Raw genomic sequence first — 14,663 nt, 5'->3', positions numbered from 1 at the left:
AAACTGTCTAATAATCGTCGTCGTTCAGGCTGCGATTATTGCTATCAATGTGGCAGTTTTTAGAGGTTTCCCTGCACGGCCGGGGAATCTCTTCCCCGGCAACTACAACTACTTATGCACTACGTTTGAGCAGCATCGACTTAATATGACCGATGGCGCGCGTCGGGTTCAGCCCTTTAGGACATACGCTGACGCAGTTCATGATGCTATGACAGCGGAATACGCTGAAAGCGTCACTTAAACCTTCCAGACGGCTGTCGGTCTCGGTATCGCGGCTATCAATTAAGAAGCGATACGCGGCCAACAGGCCTGCCGGGCCAATAAACTTGTCCGGGTTCCACCAGAATGATGGGCAGGACGTTGAGCAGCATGCACACAAAATACATTCATACAGCCCATCGAGCTTCTCACGCTGCTCAGGCATTTGTAAATGCTCACGAGCCGGAGGATTTTTCCCATTATTCAACAAGTAAGGCTTAATCTTCTCATACTGTGCGTAGAATTGCCCCATGTCTACCACCAAATCGCGCACAACCGGTAAACCTGGCAGCGGGCGAATGACAATTTTCTTGCCCGGCTGATTCAGCGCAGAAATAGGTGTGATACAGGCCAGTCCATTTTTGCCGTTCATGTTCAGACCGTCGGAGCCGCAGACCCCTTCACGGCATGAGCGACGAAACGACAACGACGGATCTTTTTCTTTCAGCTGCATCAACGCATCCAGCAGCATCATGTCGCGCCCTTCTTCCGCCTCCAGGGTGTAATCCTGCATGCGCGGAGCGTCGTCAACATCCGGGTTATAGCGATAAACTGAAAACTCGAGTTTCATTGTCCTGTCTCCGCATTAATAAGTACGAATCTTCGGCGGGAATGCCGGGCGCAGCTTCGGTTCCATATTGACTTGACGTCGCGTCATGGATTCCGACTCTGGCAGGTACAGGGAATGGCACAGCCAGTTTTCGTCATCACGTTCCGGGAAGTCGAAGCGGCTATGCGCGCCACGGCTTTCGGTACGGAAGTTTGCAGATACTGCAGTGGCGTACGCGGTCTCCATCAGGTTATCCAGCTCCAGACACTCAACGCGCTGGGTGTTGAACTCTCTGGAGGTATCGTCCAGACGGGCATTTTTCAGGCGTTCGCGAATCGCTTTCAGTTCTTCCAGACCCTTCGCCATCGCATCGCCTTCGCGGAATACCGAGAAGTTATGCTGCATACATTCTTGCAGCGCTTTACGAATTGCCACCGGATCTTCACCGTTACGGTTACCGTTCCAGCGATTCAGACGCGCCAGAGAAGCGTCGATTTCATCTTCGGTTGCATCCAGCAGATCACCCTGCTCTGCGATAGATTCCTGCAGATGCAGACCCACAGCACGACCAAATACCACCAGGTCAAGCAGTGAGTTGCCGCCCAAACGGTTAGCACCGTGAACCGATACGCAGGCGATTTCACCGACGGCAAACAGCCCTGGGATCACCACATCTTCGCCCTGCTCATTCACGGTCAGCGCCTGGCCGGTGACTTTGGTCGGAATACCGCCCATCATATAGTGGCAGGTTGGGATAACCGGGATTGGCTCTTTCACCGGGTCAACGTGAGCAAAGGTACGGGACAGTTCGAGAATACCCGGCAGACGGGACTCCAGCACTTCTTTACCCAGGTGGTCGAGTTTCAGTTTGGCGTGCGGCCCCCACGGACCGTCGCAGCCGCGACCTTCGCGGATTTCGATCATGATGGAACGCGCCACCACGTCACGACCCGCCAGGTCTTTCGCATTCGGGGCATAACGCTCCATGAAGCGCTCACCGTGTTTGTTCAGCAGGTAGCCACCTTCACCACGACAGCCTTCTGTTACCAAAACACCCGCGCCAGCGATACCGGTTGGGTGGAACTGCCACATCTCCATATCCTGCACCGGCACGCCAGCGCGGATAGCCATACCGACGCCGTCACCGGTGTTGATGTGGGCGTTGGTGGTGGACTGATAAATACGGCCAGCACCGCCGGTCGCCAGCACGGTTGCGCGGGCTTTGAAGTAAACGACTTCACCGGTTTCGATACACAGCGCGGTACAACCAACAATCGCGCCATCGGCATTTTTCACCAGATCCAGCGCGTACCACTCGGAGAAGATGGTGGTATGGTTTTTCAGGTTCTGCTGATACAGCGTGTGCAACAGCGCATGGCCGGTACGGTCTGCCGCTGCCGCGGTACGTGCCGCCTGCTCGCCGCCGAAATTCTTCGACTGGCCGCCAAACGGACGTTGATAAATTGTGCCATTATCGAGGCGAGAGAACGGCAGCCCCATGTGGTCCAGCTCCAGAATCGCTTCCGGACCGGTTTTACACATATATTCAATAGCGTCCTGGTCACCAATGTAGTCCGACCCTTTGACGGTGTCGTACATGTGCCATTCCCAGTTATCTTCATGGGTATTACCGAGCGCAACGGTGATGCCACCTTGCGCAGATACGGTATGGGAACGGGTTGGGAACACTTTGGAGAGCAGCGCACAGGTCTGACCGCTCTGGGAAATTTGCAGCGCCGCGCGCATACCTGCGCCGCCGGCACCAATCACAACAGCATCAAATTCTCTGACTGGCAGTTTCATTACACACCCCACACCACAACAAATCCATAAATGACGTAAACCACCAGCGCAACGACGATAGCCAGTTGCAGAATCAGGCGCACGGCCAGCGGTTTAACGTAGTCGGTCAACACCTGCCACATGCCGATCCAGGCATGAATCAAGATGGAGAAAAGAGCCAGCAGGGTGAAGACTTTGGTGAATGCCGATGAGAAGAAACCGGTCCAGACTTCAAACGTCAGTTCGCCGCTGGTGGCGAAGAAGCCGACCATATAGATGATGTATAACGTCAGAACGATAGCGGTAGCACGGACCAGAATGAAGTCATGTACGCCGTTGCGTCCTAATGCGGAGGCGTTGCTTACCATACGAGGACTCCTGCGAGAAGTGAAAGCACGACAATGATAACGAAACAAATTTTGGCGGAACGTGTCCCTGCTTCGAGGGTTTCTTCGATATAGCCAAAATCCATCAACAGATGGCGAATGCCCATTACGGCGTGATATGCCAGCGCAATCAGGATCCCCCACAGAATTAACTCCACAAAGAAGTTATTCATAATGGATGACGCCGCGAGGAAACCTTCAGGGGAGGACAGGCTGGTACCCAATAACCACAACAGAATCCCGACCGCCACGAAGGTGATCACTCCGGATACGCGATGGAGAATGGACGCTATCGCCGTGATTGGGAACCGGATCGTTTGTAGATCCAGATTGACAGGTCTTTGTTTTTTCACATTTCTTATCATGAATAACGCCCACATGCTGTTCTTATTATTCCCTTTGGACTTCGGGTACAGAAGATGAAGACACCTGTAGCCTGAAAGACGACGGGATTTCCTTCCTCCGGTCTGCGTGCGGGTCAGACAGCGTCCTTACTATAACTACGCGTCATATAAAACACTGCTTCCAGATGCTAAAACGACACGTTACAACGCTGGTTGGCTCGGGATTGCAGGGTATTCCGGAGACCTGGCGGCAGTATAGGACGTTCACAAAATCATTACAATTAACCTACATATAGTTTGTCGGGTTTTATCCCGAACAGTGACATAGGTCACGATAACAACATTATTTTAATTTTTAACCATCTAATTTGACAATCATTAAACAAAGTTGTTACAAACGACACCAGAAAAAGCATATAATGCGTAAAAGTTATGGGGTCACTCTTTCACCGGACATTTAGTTATGTAACAGTGTGGAAGTATTGACCAATACAGTCAGGACAGTTATTAGTGATAGACAGGTTTAATAATTCGGATTGCTAAGTTCTTGATTTGCAGTTTATTCGCCATGAAAAGACCGTTTTACCTGCAAGCGCCCATAGCTCTGTACCCAGGTTATCCCCTCTTTCGCAGAGCGGCGAGCCAAATAACAAACTGGTAACGGTTCATTGATGTACGAAGGCAAATGTGAGTTCCAGCAGTCTTAAGCAATAAGGCGCTAAGGAGACCGTAAATGGCTGATACTAAAGCAAAAATCACTCTAAATGGTGACTCTGCTATTGAACTGGATGTGCTGAAAGGTACGCTCGGTCAAGATGTTATTGATATTCGTAGTCTTGGCTCAAAAGGGATGTTTACTTTTGACCCAGGTTTCACCTCTACCGCATCCTGCGAATCCAAAATTACTTTCATCGACGGTGACGAAGGTATTTTGCTGCATCGCGGCTTCCCGATTGATCAGTTGGCGACCGAGTCGAACTATCTGGAAGTGTGTTATATCCTGCTGTACGGCGAAAAACCGACGCAGGAGGAGTACGACGAGTTCAAAACCACAGTCACTCGCCATACCATGATCCACGAACAGATCACCCGCCTGTTCCACGGTTTCCGCCGCGACTCTCACCCGATGGCCGTTATGTGTGGTGTTACCGGGGCGCTGGCTGCGTTCTACCACGACTCGCTGGATGTGAATAATCCGCGTCACCGTGAAATCGCCGCCTTCCGTCTGCTGTCCAAAATGCCGACCATGGCAGCGATGTGCTACAAATATTCCATCGGACAGCCGTTCGTGTACCCGCGTAATGACCTCTCCTACGCCGGTAACTTCCTGAACATGATGTTCTCCACGCCGTGCGAAAAATACGAAGTGAATCCGATTCTGGAACGCGCAATGGACCGTATCTTGATCCTGCACGCTGACCACGAACAGAACGCCTCAACCTCCACCGTTCGTACCGCGGGTTCTTCTGGCGCTAACCCGTTTGCCTGCATTGCGGCAGGTATTGCTTCCCTGTGGGGACCAGCACACGGCGGCGCAAACGAAGCTGCGCTGAAAATGCTGGAAGAAATCAGCTCTGTTAAACACATTCCGGAATTTGTTCGCCGCGCGAAAGACAAGAATGATTCCTTCCGCCTGATGGGCTTTGGTCACCGTGTTTATAAAAACTATGACCCGCGCGCCACCGTCATGCGTGAAACCTGCCATGAAGTACTGAAAGAACTGGGCACCAAAGATGATCTGCTGGAAGTGGCGATGGAACTTGAACACATTGCGCTCAACGACCCGTACTTCATCGAGAAGAAACTCTACCCGAACGTAGATTTCTACTCCGGCATCATCCTGAAGGCGATGGGTATTCCGTCCTCCATGTTTACCGTTATCTTCGCCATGGCGCGTACCGTGGGCTGGATTGCACACTGGAACGAAATGCACACCGACGGCATGAAAATCGCTCGTCCGCGTCAGCTGTACACCGGCTACGACAAGCGCGATTTTAAGTCTGATATTAAGCGTTAATTGTCTGCCGGATGGCGCCAGCGCCTGTCCGGCTTACAGCCATTAATTCTCCCGGGTCGGACAAGGCATTGAAGCCAGAATCCGACCTGTTTTTTTTGATGCATATTATTTTATTCTCATCATGCTTTCTCTATGATTTACTGAGATTTCCGTCATTTCACTCAGGAGCATGGGATGCCTGTTTTGCAGTGGAGCCTGTTGTTTCTGCTATCGCTCCTTCTTTCCCTGTTCTTTTTGTTTATACACCTTCCAGGACCGCTGCTCCTCGGTTCGATGATCGTCGGCATCATACTCAGTATGCGCGGCATCTCACTGCACCCTCCCCGCTGCACATTTCTTGGCGCGCAGGCGATTCTCGGCTGCATGATTGCCCAAAACCTGACTGGCTCAATCTTAACGACCCTTACGGCCCACTGGCCGATGGTGATTATCATCCTGCTGGCGACCCTTATCAGCAGCGCGGTAATCGGCTGGCTGCTGGTTCGCTACAGTAACCTACCGGGAAACACCGGTGCATGGGGCTCGTCACCTGGCGGTGCGGCGGCAATGGTGGCGATGGCGCAGGAATATGGTGCCGACATCCGGCTGGTGGCGTTTATGCAGTATCTGCGCGTACTGTTGGTGGTTGGTGCGGCGGCACTGGTCACCCGAGTGATGATGGGCGACCAGGCCCAAACGGTCAGTGAGCAAATCGTCTGGTTTCCGCCGCTGAGCAGCAATCTGTTCAGTACCCTGGCGCTGGCCACCGTTGCCGGTACGGCCGGGCGTCTATTGCGTATCCCCTCTGGCGTCATGTTGTTACCGATGCTGGCAGGCGCATTGCTGAATGCCGGAGGCGTGATGGTGATCGAACTACCGGAATGGTTGCTCGCGATTGCCTATATGGCCATCGGCTGGCAAATTGGCCTGGGCTTTGACAAGCAGATCTTTTTAATGGCGTTGCGCCCCTTACCGCAAATCCTCTTGTCCATTTTTTCACTGATGGCGATCTGCGCCGCTATGGCCTGGGGACTGGCGCATTACATGCAGATAGATTTTCTTACCGCCTATCTGGCGACCAGTCCAGGCGGCGTGGATTCTGTTGCGGTGATTGCCGCGGGGAGTCACGCCGATATGGCGCTGATCATGGCGATGCAAACCCTGCGGCTATTCAGTATTTTATTGACTGGCCCGGCGGTGGCGCGGTTTATTTCGCTACACGCGCCAAAGCATCCCGCTTAGTGCTGACATCCTGGACACCAGTAAAAGGGTCGTGAAGAGAGCGTCGTTTTTTCGATGGTTCCGCCACAGCGCTCACAGGCTTCACCATCCCGGTGAAAGACCTTAAAGCGAAACAGCGCGCCGTGATGTTTATTCTCATCCACCAGCCCGCGGGTGTTATAGGACAAACGAGGAATATCAAGCAGCGCATGCGCCAGCGCATCCAACTGCTCATCTCCGAGCATCGACGCTTTATGCTGCCCGGTCAGCCCTACCTGCCAGAGAATCTCTACTCGCAGGTAGTTACCTAATCCCGCCAGAAACGTCTGGTCCAACAGCAGGCCAGAAAACTGGCGATTGCGAAAACGCGGGGATAACAGACGCGCTTTCACGTCATCGGGCGTTAAACGTAAATCCAGAACGTCCGGCCCAACCCGTTGCAGGAACGGATGGGTAGCGAGCTGTTCCGGCGTCAGCATGTCGATATCAGAGGCGCTATAGAGCAGAATAGTTTTGTCGTGTGTTTGCAACCTGACACGCAGAACCCGCGAAGTCTGCGGTATTTTGCCGGTATCCACCACTCGCCACACGCCATAGAGCTGATTGTGACTGTACAGCGTCAATCCATTAGAAAAATGGGTCAGCAATGCTTTACCCCGCGTTTCAAGCTGGGTAACACTCTGCCCAATCAGTTGAGATTGATACGGTTTTAGCTGCTCAAAGGCAAACCAGACATCGGTCAGGGGTTTGCCTTTGACTGCCGCCTCCAGGTTATCCGCCGCGCGGCGGATCTCCGGGCCTTCAGGCATAATACTGTCCTTTTTTAATGTGTTGCACCGCCCGTCACTGCGATATCACTCTCCACCTGCAATGCGGTGGCAATCGCAACTTCCAGCGCCCGGCGCACCGTGTCCGCTGCCATACTTGGCGCCCCGGGGTGCTGTGCAGCCTGTTGCGGCAAATAAGGGATATGAATAAATCCTCCCTTCACCGCCGGAACGTCACGTAGTTTATGCAGCAGGCCATACATCACGTGGTTACACACGAAAGTGCCCGCGGTCTGGGAAACCGAAGCCGGAATTCCCGCGTTGCGCATGGCAACAACCATCGCTTTGATCGGCAACGAACTAAACCACGCCGCCGGACCATCGGCCACAATCGGCACATCTACCGGCTGTTGACCCTGATTATCCGCAATACGCGCATCGTCAACGTTGATCGCCACGCGCTCCACGGTGACATCCGTGCGCCCCCCCGCCTGCCCCACCGCCAGCACCAGTGATGGCGACAGCGCGTCAATCGCACCATTGAGTACGGCAAGAGACTCGCCAAAGACGCACGGCAGTTGGCGGGCAACGACGCGGCATCCGCCGATGATAGCATTGTCGAGGCCCGAGACCACTTCCCAGGAAGGGTTAACTGACTCGCCGCCAAAGGGTTCAAATCCCGTGATGAGTACTGTTTTCATCCTGTCACCTTACAAGAACATCAGGAAATACATCAGGAACACGTTGACCAGCAACAGCAGTATGCCGGTTGGCACCTGCGCTTTAATCACCGCGTTTTTATCCGGCAGCTCCAGCAGCGCTGCAGGAACAATGTTAAAGTTTGCCGCCATCGGCGTCATTAACGTCCCGCAATAGCCTGAGAACATACCAATTGCCGCCATTACTGCCGGATTGCCGCCGTGCTGCAGCACGAGAATCGGAATACCAATTCCAGCGGTCACGATCGGGAAAGCGGCAAACGCATTGCCCATGACCATCGTCAGCAATGCCATGCCGAGGGTGTACACCGCCACTGCGATAAAGCGGCTATCCACCGCCAGGTATTCTTGCGTCAGCCAGGAAATACCGCTGCCTACGCCCGCTGCCGTAAACAACAGCCCGAGCGTGGCCAAAATCTGCGGCAGGATAAACGCCCAGCCGATGGAGTCCAGCAGACGGCGCGCCTCCTGAATCGGTTGATGAACCCGCTCATGGGTCATTTTTATCGCCATCGCCAGACCAATCAACGAGCCTGCGGTCATGGAAAAGAGCGTCACCAGCGTGGCGTGATTACCCGGCCCAAACAGCGCATCCTGTAAGCCCGGAATATGGTTGAACATCAGCACGCCAATAACCGTTACCACCGGAATTGCCAGCGCCGGGAAAAACAGGCGGTTACCCAGACGACTGGCGCTTTCTTCGCGCTGTTGCTGCGTTCGTTGATGGTAGCTTCCCAGCTTCACGCCGCCAAAACCGGCGATCAGGGCCAGCACGACCACCGCGACGCCAACGGCAATATGCACCGTGCGTTTGTCGCCAAACAGCGAATATGTCCAGTCGCCAAGCAGAAACAGTACGCCGTATATGCCCCAAAACAGGCCGGTGGTGAAGCGACGCGGGTTCGCTTTGTCCTGCCAGGACATCAGCGCCACAATCAGTAATACCGCTCCCGCCAGCCAGTAGAGATAGCTTTGTTGAAAATTCATTTCGCTTCCCCTTTCGCTGCGGCATTCGCTTTCGCCACCTCACGTTGCAAATAGCTATCCAGACGCCACAGACGCGTACCGTGGATCAGGAATGCACAAATTGCCGTTGGGATCCCCCACAAGGCAATATGCAGCGGTTCGGTCTGGATCCCACCAGACTCCAACATAAAGTTGTGCATAAAAATGATGGCACCGAAGGCAACAAAGATATCTTCACCGAAGAACAGTCCGACGTTATCGGTCGCAGCTGACATGGCGCGCAGACGATAGCGTACCGCCCCAGGTATCTCGCCGTGATTTTTCTCTGCGGCTCCTTCCGCCATCGGCGCCAGCAGCGGACGCACCATCTGCGGATGCCCCCCAGACTGGTCAGCCCTAACGCAGCGGTCGCTTCGCGAATGAACAGATAGACAATAAGCAGACGGCCACTGGTGGCGCTGCGGATTTTTGCAATCCACGCCTGAGCACGCTCTTTGAGTCCGTGGCGTTCCAGCAGGCCAATAACCGCCAGCGGGATCAGCAGGATAAATGGCAGGTTGCGGGTGTTAAGAAAACCTTCACCCAGCTTCTCAAGGATAGTGGCTACCGGCATATGCGCCGCCAGCCCCGTGACGATCCCGGCAATAATGACCACCAATACCGGGTTAAAACGTAAAAGAAATCCGACCACGATGACGGCGATCCCCGTCAATGGCCAGAGAGAAATTACCTCTCCCATAATTCAGTCCTGTATATGTTGTTGTGTAATATATTATTGTTTTGTATGAATAAATTTATGCGCTAATTTGAATATTGCATGCATTGAATGCGGCTCGCAAGCGACGGGCAAAAGCGAGTGCGTGCTCACCATCCCCGTGAATGCATACCGTCTGGGCTGTCACGCTCGCCCACGTTCCACTCTGGCTTTTTACTCTGCCGGATTGCACCATTTCTAGCGTTTGCGCCAGCGCCTGCTCTTCATCCTCAATCAATGCGTCCGGCTGGCTGCGCGGCACCAGACTGCCATCCGCCTGATAACCCCGATCGGCAAAAACCTCCTGACGTGTTACCAGACCATAGCGTTCTCCGGCACGAATCAGTTCGCTTCCCGCCAGTCCTACCAGAACCAGCGACGGATCGCAGGCATACACCGCTTTAGCAATAGCATCCGCCAACTGAGGATCTTTCGCCGCCTGGTTATAAAGCATACCGTGCGGTTTAACATGACGCATTACGCCGCCCTGCGCACGCGTGATGGCAGCCAGCGCACCAATTTGATACAGCGTCTGCGCATACACCGTTTCCACAGGCAGGGTCATGGCGCTACGGCCAAAATTTTCCCGATCCGGAAAACTCGGATGCGCGCCTATCGCTACGCCATTTTTTAGCGCTTCGCGCACGCTTAAAAGCATCGTCTGCGCATCACCGGCGTGAAACCCACAGGCGATGTTGGCTGATGACACCAGTTGCAGCAGCGCTGCATCGTTAGGGCATCCCTCACCGAGGTCTGCGTTGAGATCAATTTTCATTGTTAAGTCGCCATGTTAACTGTTCCAGATAACGCTGCCGATCGTGGCGCGCCTTAAGCGCTTCCTCCAGCGAACACTGCACAAAATGAATCGGCTGGCCGAGCGGGATCTGCGCCAGATGATACATATCTGCTTCGATGATACAGGCGATACGCGGATAGCCGCCCGTCGTCTGAGCATCGTTCATCAGCACGATGGGCTGACCATTATGCGGAACCTGCACTACGCCAGGGAGCAAACCATGCGACAATAACTCGCGATCGGTCGTGCGCGTCAGCGACTGCCCCTGCAAGCGATACCCCATACGGTTGCTTTGCGGACTCAGTTGCCACGGGGAGCGCCAGAAAGAAGCCTGCGATACTTCGTCAAACTCCTGGTATTCAGGCCCGGGGAGCGCACGAATGTGGTTGCCCCACATCAGCTGTTTTACGCCCTGCGGCCCGCTGAATTGCCGGGTCGATGCGCCAATTGCCAGCCGATCGCCATCGCGCAGCAGACGCCCTTCCAGCCCACCAATTCCGACTTTGAGATCGGTACTGCGCGAGCCCATTACTTCGGGCACATCAAAACCGCCCGCTACCGCCAGATAGCTGCGCATGCCGTGGTGTGGACGTTTTAGCGTCAGACGCTGCCCGGCTTTCACCGGCAGCCGCCATCCGCTCCATACGGGAGTACGATCCAGGTGCGCTTCACATCCCGCACCGGTCAGGGCAAACCAGCCATCGGTTTCAAATTCCACCACCAACTGCCCCAGTGTGATTTCCAGCGCAGCGGCATTCGCATCATTACCTACCAGCAGGTTAGCAACGTTCAGCGCCGGTTTATCCAGCGCGCCACAGTGACTGATTCCGGATTGACGAAAACTATGGCGTCCCCCGTCCTGTACTGAGGTGTACATGCCAGCGCGAATGATGTTTAACATATCCCCTCCTTCTGCGGGACAAAACGCACGGTATCGCCAGCCCGTAACAGAATCGGCTCCTGCCGTTTTGGATCAAATAACGCAACGGAGGTACGGCCAATCAATTGCCATCCACCTGGCGTGGAAAGCGGATAGACCCCCGTTTGGGATCCGCCAATACCCACAGAACCTGCCGGAACAAGCAGACGCGGTTCCGCACGCCTCGGAGTATGGAGCGGTTCAGGTAAGCTCCCGAGATAGGGAAATCCCGGCTGAAAACCGATAAACCACACCACATAATCAACCGACGCATGAAGTTCGACGACCTGCTTGTCGCTTAATCCACTGTGCCGGGCGACCTCTGCCAGATCGGGGCCGAACTCACCGCCATAGGTCACGGGAATTTCAATAAAGCGCGAGTCCGGCTCCAGCGCCTCACTCTCTTCCCACCAGCGCTGCAGGCGTTCAATCGCATCCAGCGCCAGCGTTTTCGGGTCGCGCAGGGTAACCGTGATATTGTTCATTCCCGGAATAGCTTCCAGCACATTCGGGGCATCAACCAGACGCTGGGCCAGACGCCAGATGCGTTTCTGAGTCGCCAGCGTAATGGGAGGTTCCAGCTCAAGAACCACCGCACTTTCACCTAACAGATAACAACGCGCTCGCTGCACTTTCGTCCCTCTTTATTACGCTGGATTAGGAATATCGATAAAGGTTACGTCCAGATCGGTATTTTCATTCAGCCATTCGCTTAATGCGCGAATGCCGCCGCGTTCGGTCGCATGGTGACCAGCAGCATAAAAATGCAACCCTTGCTCGCGGGCTGAGTGAATGGTTTGCTCTGAAACTTCACCGGTGATAAAGGCATCGACACCAAACCGGGCTGCGCTATCAATAAAACTCTGACCGCCCCCTGTACACCAGGCGACGCGCTGAACTTTTTCCGGCCCGGTATCACCGCACCATAACGGTTTACGGCCTAAACGCGCTTCAATCCACGATGCCAGCTCCAGCCCCGGAACCGGCATGGAGAGTTCTCCCCATGGCACCAGCGGCTCGATTTCACCCATGACGGTGATCCCCAACAGCGCTGCCAACTGCGCGTTATTACCCAGTTCCGGGTGAGCATCCAGCGGCAGGTGCCAGCCATACAGGTTGATATCATTTTCCAACAGAGTTTTCAGACGATGGCGCTTCATACCGCGAATAACCGGAGATTCGCCTTTCCAGAAATAACCGTGATGAACGATGACCGCATCCGCCTGCAGGCGTACCGCCTCGTCCAGTAACGCCTGATTTGCGGTCACGCCAGTCACGATTTTATGCACCGTCTCTTTGCCCTCAACCTGCAAACCATTCGGCGCATAGTCGCTAATGGCGGCGCTGTTCAGTTTGTCGTTGATCAGTTGTTCCAGTTCGGTGTTTTTCATCATCGTCCTCGTAGTCATAAATTCTGCCTGCCCAATCAGCAACACAGCTTAGGTTAAAATAGCGTTCCCGCTTGCGTTCGTCGATAGACATTTCACTGACACATCAAGAAACAATCACACCCGATTTGAACGCAATTTGCTTACCCCCACGCGATCTAATTCATGTATATTTATGCAATCAGACAGCATATTGCAAAAATAATCAGATCTGTATCAAAGTTAAAACTTTAAGGAAACACACTCGCGCAGCACGTTCAGTCTGTTGCGAGGCATTTACTTCGAGAAAAGAATGAATAAACAAGCATCTCAACCACGGGCGATTTATTACGTCGTTTCGCTACAAATTTGGGAATACTTCAGTTTTTACGGCATGCGTGCATTGCTGATCCTGTATCTCACTAACCAGCTTAAGTACGACGATAATCACGCATATGAACTGTTCAGCGCCTACTGCTCGCTGGTCTACGTCACGCCCATTCTTGGGGGATACCTGGCCGATAAAGTGCTCGGCAATCGAATGGCGGTGATGATCGGCGCATTTTTAATGGCAGTGGGACATCTGGTATTGGGCGCCAGCGAAATGGCCCCGGCGTTCCTTTATTTGTCGCTGGCGATTATTGTCTGTGGCTACGGTCTGTTTAAATCCAACATCAGTTGCCTGTTGGGCGAGTTGTATCAGCCTGAAGACCCTCGCCGTGACGGTGGATTCTCTCTGCTCTACGCTGCCGGTAATATTGGTTCAATCATCGCGCCCATTGCCTGCGGCTACGTGCAGGAAGAGTACAGCTGGGCGATGGGCTTTGCGCTGGCGGCGATTGGCATGCTGGCGGGGCTGGTGATTTTCGTATGCGGTAATCGCCATTTCGCCCATACCACCGGCGTCAACAAGGCCGTTTTGTGTGCGAAAAAATATATGCTGCCAAACTGGGCCTGGTTATTAGTTCTGCTGGTTGCAGCACCGCTGCTGATTACCGTTCTGTTCTGGAAAGAGTGGTCCGTTTACGCACTGATCGTTGCTACTGTTATTGGTCTGGCGGTTCTGGCGAAGATTTACCGCCAGGCGCAGACCCAGAAACAGCGCAAAGAGCTGGGGCTTATCGTTACGCTGACCTTCTTCAGTCTGTTGTTCTGGGCCTTTGCTCAACAGGGCGGCAGTTCGATTAGCCTGTATATCGACCGCTTCGTTAACCGCGATATTCTGGGATATTCCGTCCCTACCGCGATGTTCCAGTCGGTTAACGCCTTTGCCGTTATGCTGTGCGGTATCGTGCTGGCCTGGGTGGTCAAAGAAAGCGTTAGCGGTAATCGTACCGTACGTATCTGGGGTAAATTTGCCCTTGGCCTCGGTTTAATGAGCGCCGGATTCTGTATTCTGACCTTGAGCGCCCGCTGGTCCGCGGCTTACGGTCACTCTTCCATGCCGCTGATGGTATTGGGGCTGGCGGTCATGGGCTTTGCCGAGCTGTTTATCGATCCGGTGGCTATGTCTCAGATTACACGTATCGAGATCCCAGGAGTGACCGGCGTATTAACGGGTATTTACATGCTGCTTTCCGGGGCCATCGCCAACTACCTGGCAGGCGTTATCGCCGATCAGACCTCACAAGGCTCGTTTGATTCAGCGGGCGCTATCAACTATTCCATCAATGCATATATTGATGTCTTTAGCGAAATAACCTGGGGCGCGCTGGCCTGTGTGGTGCTGGTGCTGCTGATTTGGCTGTACCAGTCGTTGAAGTTCAGAAATCGTCCGCTAGCGGTAGAGTCCTGAGTTTACAGGCCCGATGATGTAATAAGATTCGGGCCTGTTTTTC

The 14,663-nt window shown here is 53.8% G+C and carries 15 protein-coding genes and 1 pseudogene; 4 read left to right on the top strand and 12 right to left on the bottom strand.

Features of this window, described 5'->3' with window-relative positions; all coding sequences use genetic code 11:
- Positions 1–112: 112 nt before the first annotated feature.
- From sdhB to sdhC, 4 genes are read right to left on the bottom strand one after another with little or no spacing between them, the layout of a single operon-like run.
- The gene (gene sdhB, locus OGV38_RS13165) at positions 113–829 is read right to left on the bottom strand and encodes a succinate dehydrogenase iron-sulfur subunit SdhB (protein ID WP_003022921.1); all 717 of its coding nucleotides are present in this window, start codon (positions 827–829) and stop codon (positions 113–115) included.
- Positions 830–844: 15 nt separating this feature from the next.
- Positions 845–2,611 carry a succinate dehydrogenase flavoprotein subunit gene (gene sdhA / locus OGV38_RS13160; RefSeq protein WP_286473467.1) on the bottom strand — a complete coding sequence of 589 codons (1,767 nt, stop codon included), beginning with the start codon at positions 2,609–2,611 and terminating at the stop codon, positions 845–847.
- Positions 2,611–2,958: a succinate dehydrogenase membrane anchor subunit gene (gene sdhD / locus OGV38_RS13155; protein ID WP_005122550.1), complete on the bottom strand. Its 348-nt coding sequence runs from the start codon at positions 2,956–2,958 to the stop codon at positions 2,611–2,613. Before sdhD ends, sdhA begins: the two co-directional genes overlap by 1 nt.
- Positions 2,952–3,356 carry a succinate dehydrogenase cytochrome b556 subunit gene (gene sdhC, locus OGV38_RS13150; protein ID WP_016152282.1) on the bottom strand — a complete coding sequence of 135 codons (405 nt, stop codon included), beginning with the start codon at positions 3,354–3,356 and terminating at the stop codon, positions 2,952–2,954. Before sdhC ends, sdhD begins: the two co-directional genes overlap by 7 nt.
- A gap of 437 nt (positions 3,357–3,793) precedes the next feature.
- Here sdhC and OGV38_RS25125 point away from each other — a divergent pair, with 437 nt between their 5' ends.
- The 3 genes from OGV38_RS25125 to OGV38_RS13140 all read left to right on the top strand — a co-directional run bounded on the left by OGV38_RS25125 (position 3,794) and on the right by OGV38_RS13140 (position 6,558).
- Positions 3,794–3,847 carry a hypothetical protein gene (locus OGV38_RS25125; RefSeq protein ID WP_418135082.1) on the top strand — a complete coding sequence of 18 codons (54 nt, stop codon included), beginning with the start codon at positions 3,794–3,796 and terminating at the stop codon, positions 3,845–3,847.
- Positions 3,848–4,053: 206 nt separating this feature from the next.
- On the top strand, positions 4,054–5,337 hold the full coding sequence (locus OGV38_RS13145) for a citrate synthase (RefSeq protein ID WP_016152281.1): 1,284 nt from the start codon (positions 4,054–4,056) through the stop codon (positions 5,335–5,337).
- 174 nt (positions 5,338–5,511) lie between these two features.
- Positions 5,512–6,558 carry an AbrB family transcriptional regulator gene (locus OGV38_RS13140; RefSeq protein ID WP_286473464.1) on the top strand — a complete coding sequence of 349 codons (1,047 nt, stop codon included), beginning with the start codon at positions 5,512–5,514 and terminating at the stop codon, positions 6,556–6,558.
- Here OGV38_RS13140 and nei read toward each other — a convergent pair.
- From nei to ybgI, 8 genes and pseudogenes are all read right to left on the bottom strand, one after another.
- Entirely contained in the window at positions 6,555–7,346 is a 792-nt protein-coding gene (nei, locus tag OGV38_RS13135) for an endonuclease VIII (protein ID WP_104651689.1), read from the bottom strand. The two genes, OGV38_RS13140 and nei, sit on opposite strands and share 4 nt — an antisense overlap.
- Positions 7,347–7,360: 14 nt before the next feature.
- Positions 7,361–8,005 carry a pyroglutamyl-peptidase I gene (gene pcp, locus OGV38_RS13130; protein ID WP_016155998.1) on the bottom strand — a complete coding sequence of 215 codons (645 nt, stop codon included), beginning with the start codon at positions 8,003–8,005 and terminating at the stop codon, positions 7,361–7,363.
- A 9-nt stretch (positions 8,006–8,014) separates the two neighbouring features.
- A complete protein-coding gene (locus tag OGV38_RS13125) occupies positions 8,015–9,010 on the bottom strand; it encodes a DUF979 domain-containing protein (RefSeq protein WP_016152277.1) in 996 nt (331 codons plus the stop codon).
- Positions 9,007–9,728: pseudogene (locus OGV38_RS13120) on the bottom strand (DUF969 domain-containing protein). Before OGV38_RS13120 ends, OGV38_RS13125 begins: the two are co-directional and overlap by 4 nt.
- 55 nt (positions 9,729–9,783) lie before the next feature.
- Positions 9,784–10,518, bottom strand: coding sequence for a 5-oxoprolinase subunit PxpA (gene pxpA / locus OGV38_RS13115; protein WP_149381167.1), 735 nt, complete (start codon positions 10,516–10,518; stop codon positions 9,784–9,786).
- Positions 10,508–11,440, bottom strand: a complete 933-nt coding sequence (gene pxpC / locus OGV38_RS13110) for a 5-oxoprolinase subunit PxpC (RefSeq protein WP_047359481.1) — start codon at positions 11,438–11,440, stop codon at positions 10,508–10,510. The genes pxpA and pxpC overlap by 11 nt, the downstream gene beginning before the upstream one ends.
- Positions 11,434–12,090, bottom strand: a complete 657-nt coding sequence (pxpB, locus tag OGV38_RS13105) for a 5-oxoprolinase subunit PxpB (protein ID WP_046274709.1) — start codon at positions 12,088–12,090, stop codon at positions 11,434–11,436. The genes pxpC and pxpB overlap by 7 nt, the downstream gene beginning before the upstream one ends.
- Positions 12,091–12,105: 15 nt before the next feature.
- A complete protein-coding gene (gene ybgI / locus OGV38_RS13100; RefSeq protein WP_269517753.1) occupies positions 12,106–12,849 on the bottom strand; it encodes a radiation resistance protein YbgI in 744 nt (247 codons plus the stop codon).
- A 289-nt stretch (positions 12,850–13,138) separates the two neighbouring features.
- On the opposite strand from ybgI, the gene dtpD reads away from it, so the two are divergent.
- Positions 13,139–14,620, top strand: a complete 1,482-nt coding sequence (gene dtpD, locus OGV38_RS13095) for a dipeptide permease DtpD (RefSeq protein WP_104651691.1) — start codon at positions 13,139–13,141, stop codon at positions 14,618–14,620.
- Positions 14,621–14,663 lie beyond the last annotated feature (43 nt).

The organism is Citrobacter sp. Cb080, assembly GCF_030334745.1.
GTDB lineage: Bacteria > Pseudomonadota > Gammaproteobacteria > Enterobacterales > Enterobacteriaceae > Citrobacter > Citrobacter braakii.
Note: the sequence above shows the minus strand (reverse complement) of the source record. Positions and strands in the feature narration are given on the sequence as shown.

What these genes read in the sequence shown, in the direction of transcription:
- pxpC (WP_047359481.1), bottom strand. Translation starts at nt 11,440, where the DNA reads ATGTTAAACATCATTCGCGCTGGCATGTACACCTCAGTACAGGACGGG.
- dtpD (WP_104651691.1), top strand. Translation starts at nt 13,139, where the DNA reads ATGAATAAACAAGCATCTCAACCACGGGCGATTTATTACGTCGTTTCG.
- sdhD (WP_005122550.1), bottom strand. Translation starts at nt 2,958, where the DNA reads ATGGTAAGCAACGCCTCCGCATTAGGACGCAACGGCGTACATGACTTC.
- ybgI (WP_269517753.1), bottom strand. Translation starts at nt 12,849, where the DNA reads ATGAAAAACACCGAACTGGAACAACTGATCAACGACAAACTGAACAGC.
- sdhB (WP_003022921.1), bottom strand. Translation starts at nt 829, where the DNA reads ATGAAACTCGAGTTTTCAGTTTATCGCTATAACCCGGATGTTGACGAC.
- nei (WP_104651689.1), bottom strand. Translation starts at nt 7,346, where the DNA reads ATGCCTGAAGGCCCGGAGATCCGCCGCGCGGCGGATAACCTGGAGGCG.
- sdhA (WP_286473467.1), bottom strand. Translation starts at nt 2,611, where the DNA reads ATGAAACTGCCAGTCAGAGAATTTGATGCTGTTGTGATTGGTGCCGGC.
- sdhC (WP_016152282.1), bottom strand. Translation starts at nt 3,356, where the DNA reads ATGTGGGCGTTATTCATGATAAGAAATGTGAAAAAACAAAGACCTGTC.
- pcp (WP_016155998.1), bottom strand. Translation starts at nt 8,005, where the DNA reads ATGAAAACAGTACTCATCACGGGATTTGAACCCTTTGGCGGCGAGTCA.
- OGV38_RS13145 (WP_016152281.1), top strand. Translation starts at nt 4,054, where the DNA reads ATGGCTGATACTAAAGCAAAAATCACTCTAAATGGTGACTCTGCTATT.
- OGV38_RS13140 (WP_286473464.1), top strand. Translation starts at nt 5,512, where the DNA reads ATGCCTGTTTTGCAGTGGAGCCTGTTGTTTCTGCTATCGCTCCTTCTT.
- pxpA (WP_149381167.1), bottom strand. Translation starts at nt 10,518, where the DNA reads ATGAAAATTGATCTCAACGCAGACCTCGGTGAGGGATGCCCTAACGAT.
- OGV38_RS13125 (WP_016152277.1), bottom strand. Translation starts at nt 9,010, where the DNA reads ATGAATTTTCAACAAAGCTATCTCTACTGGCTGGCGGGAGCGGTATTA.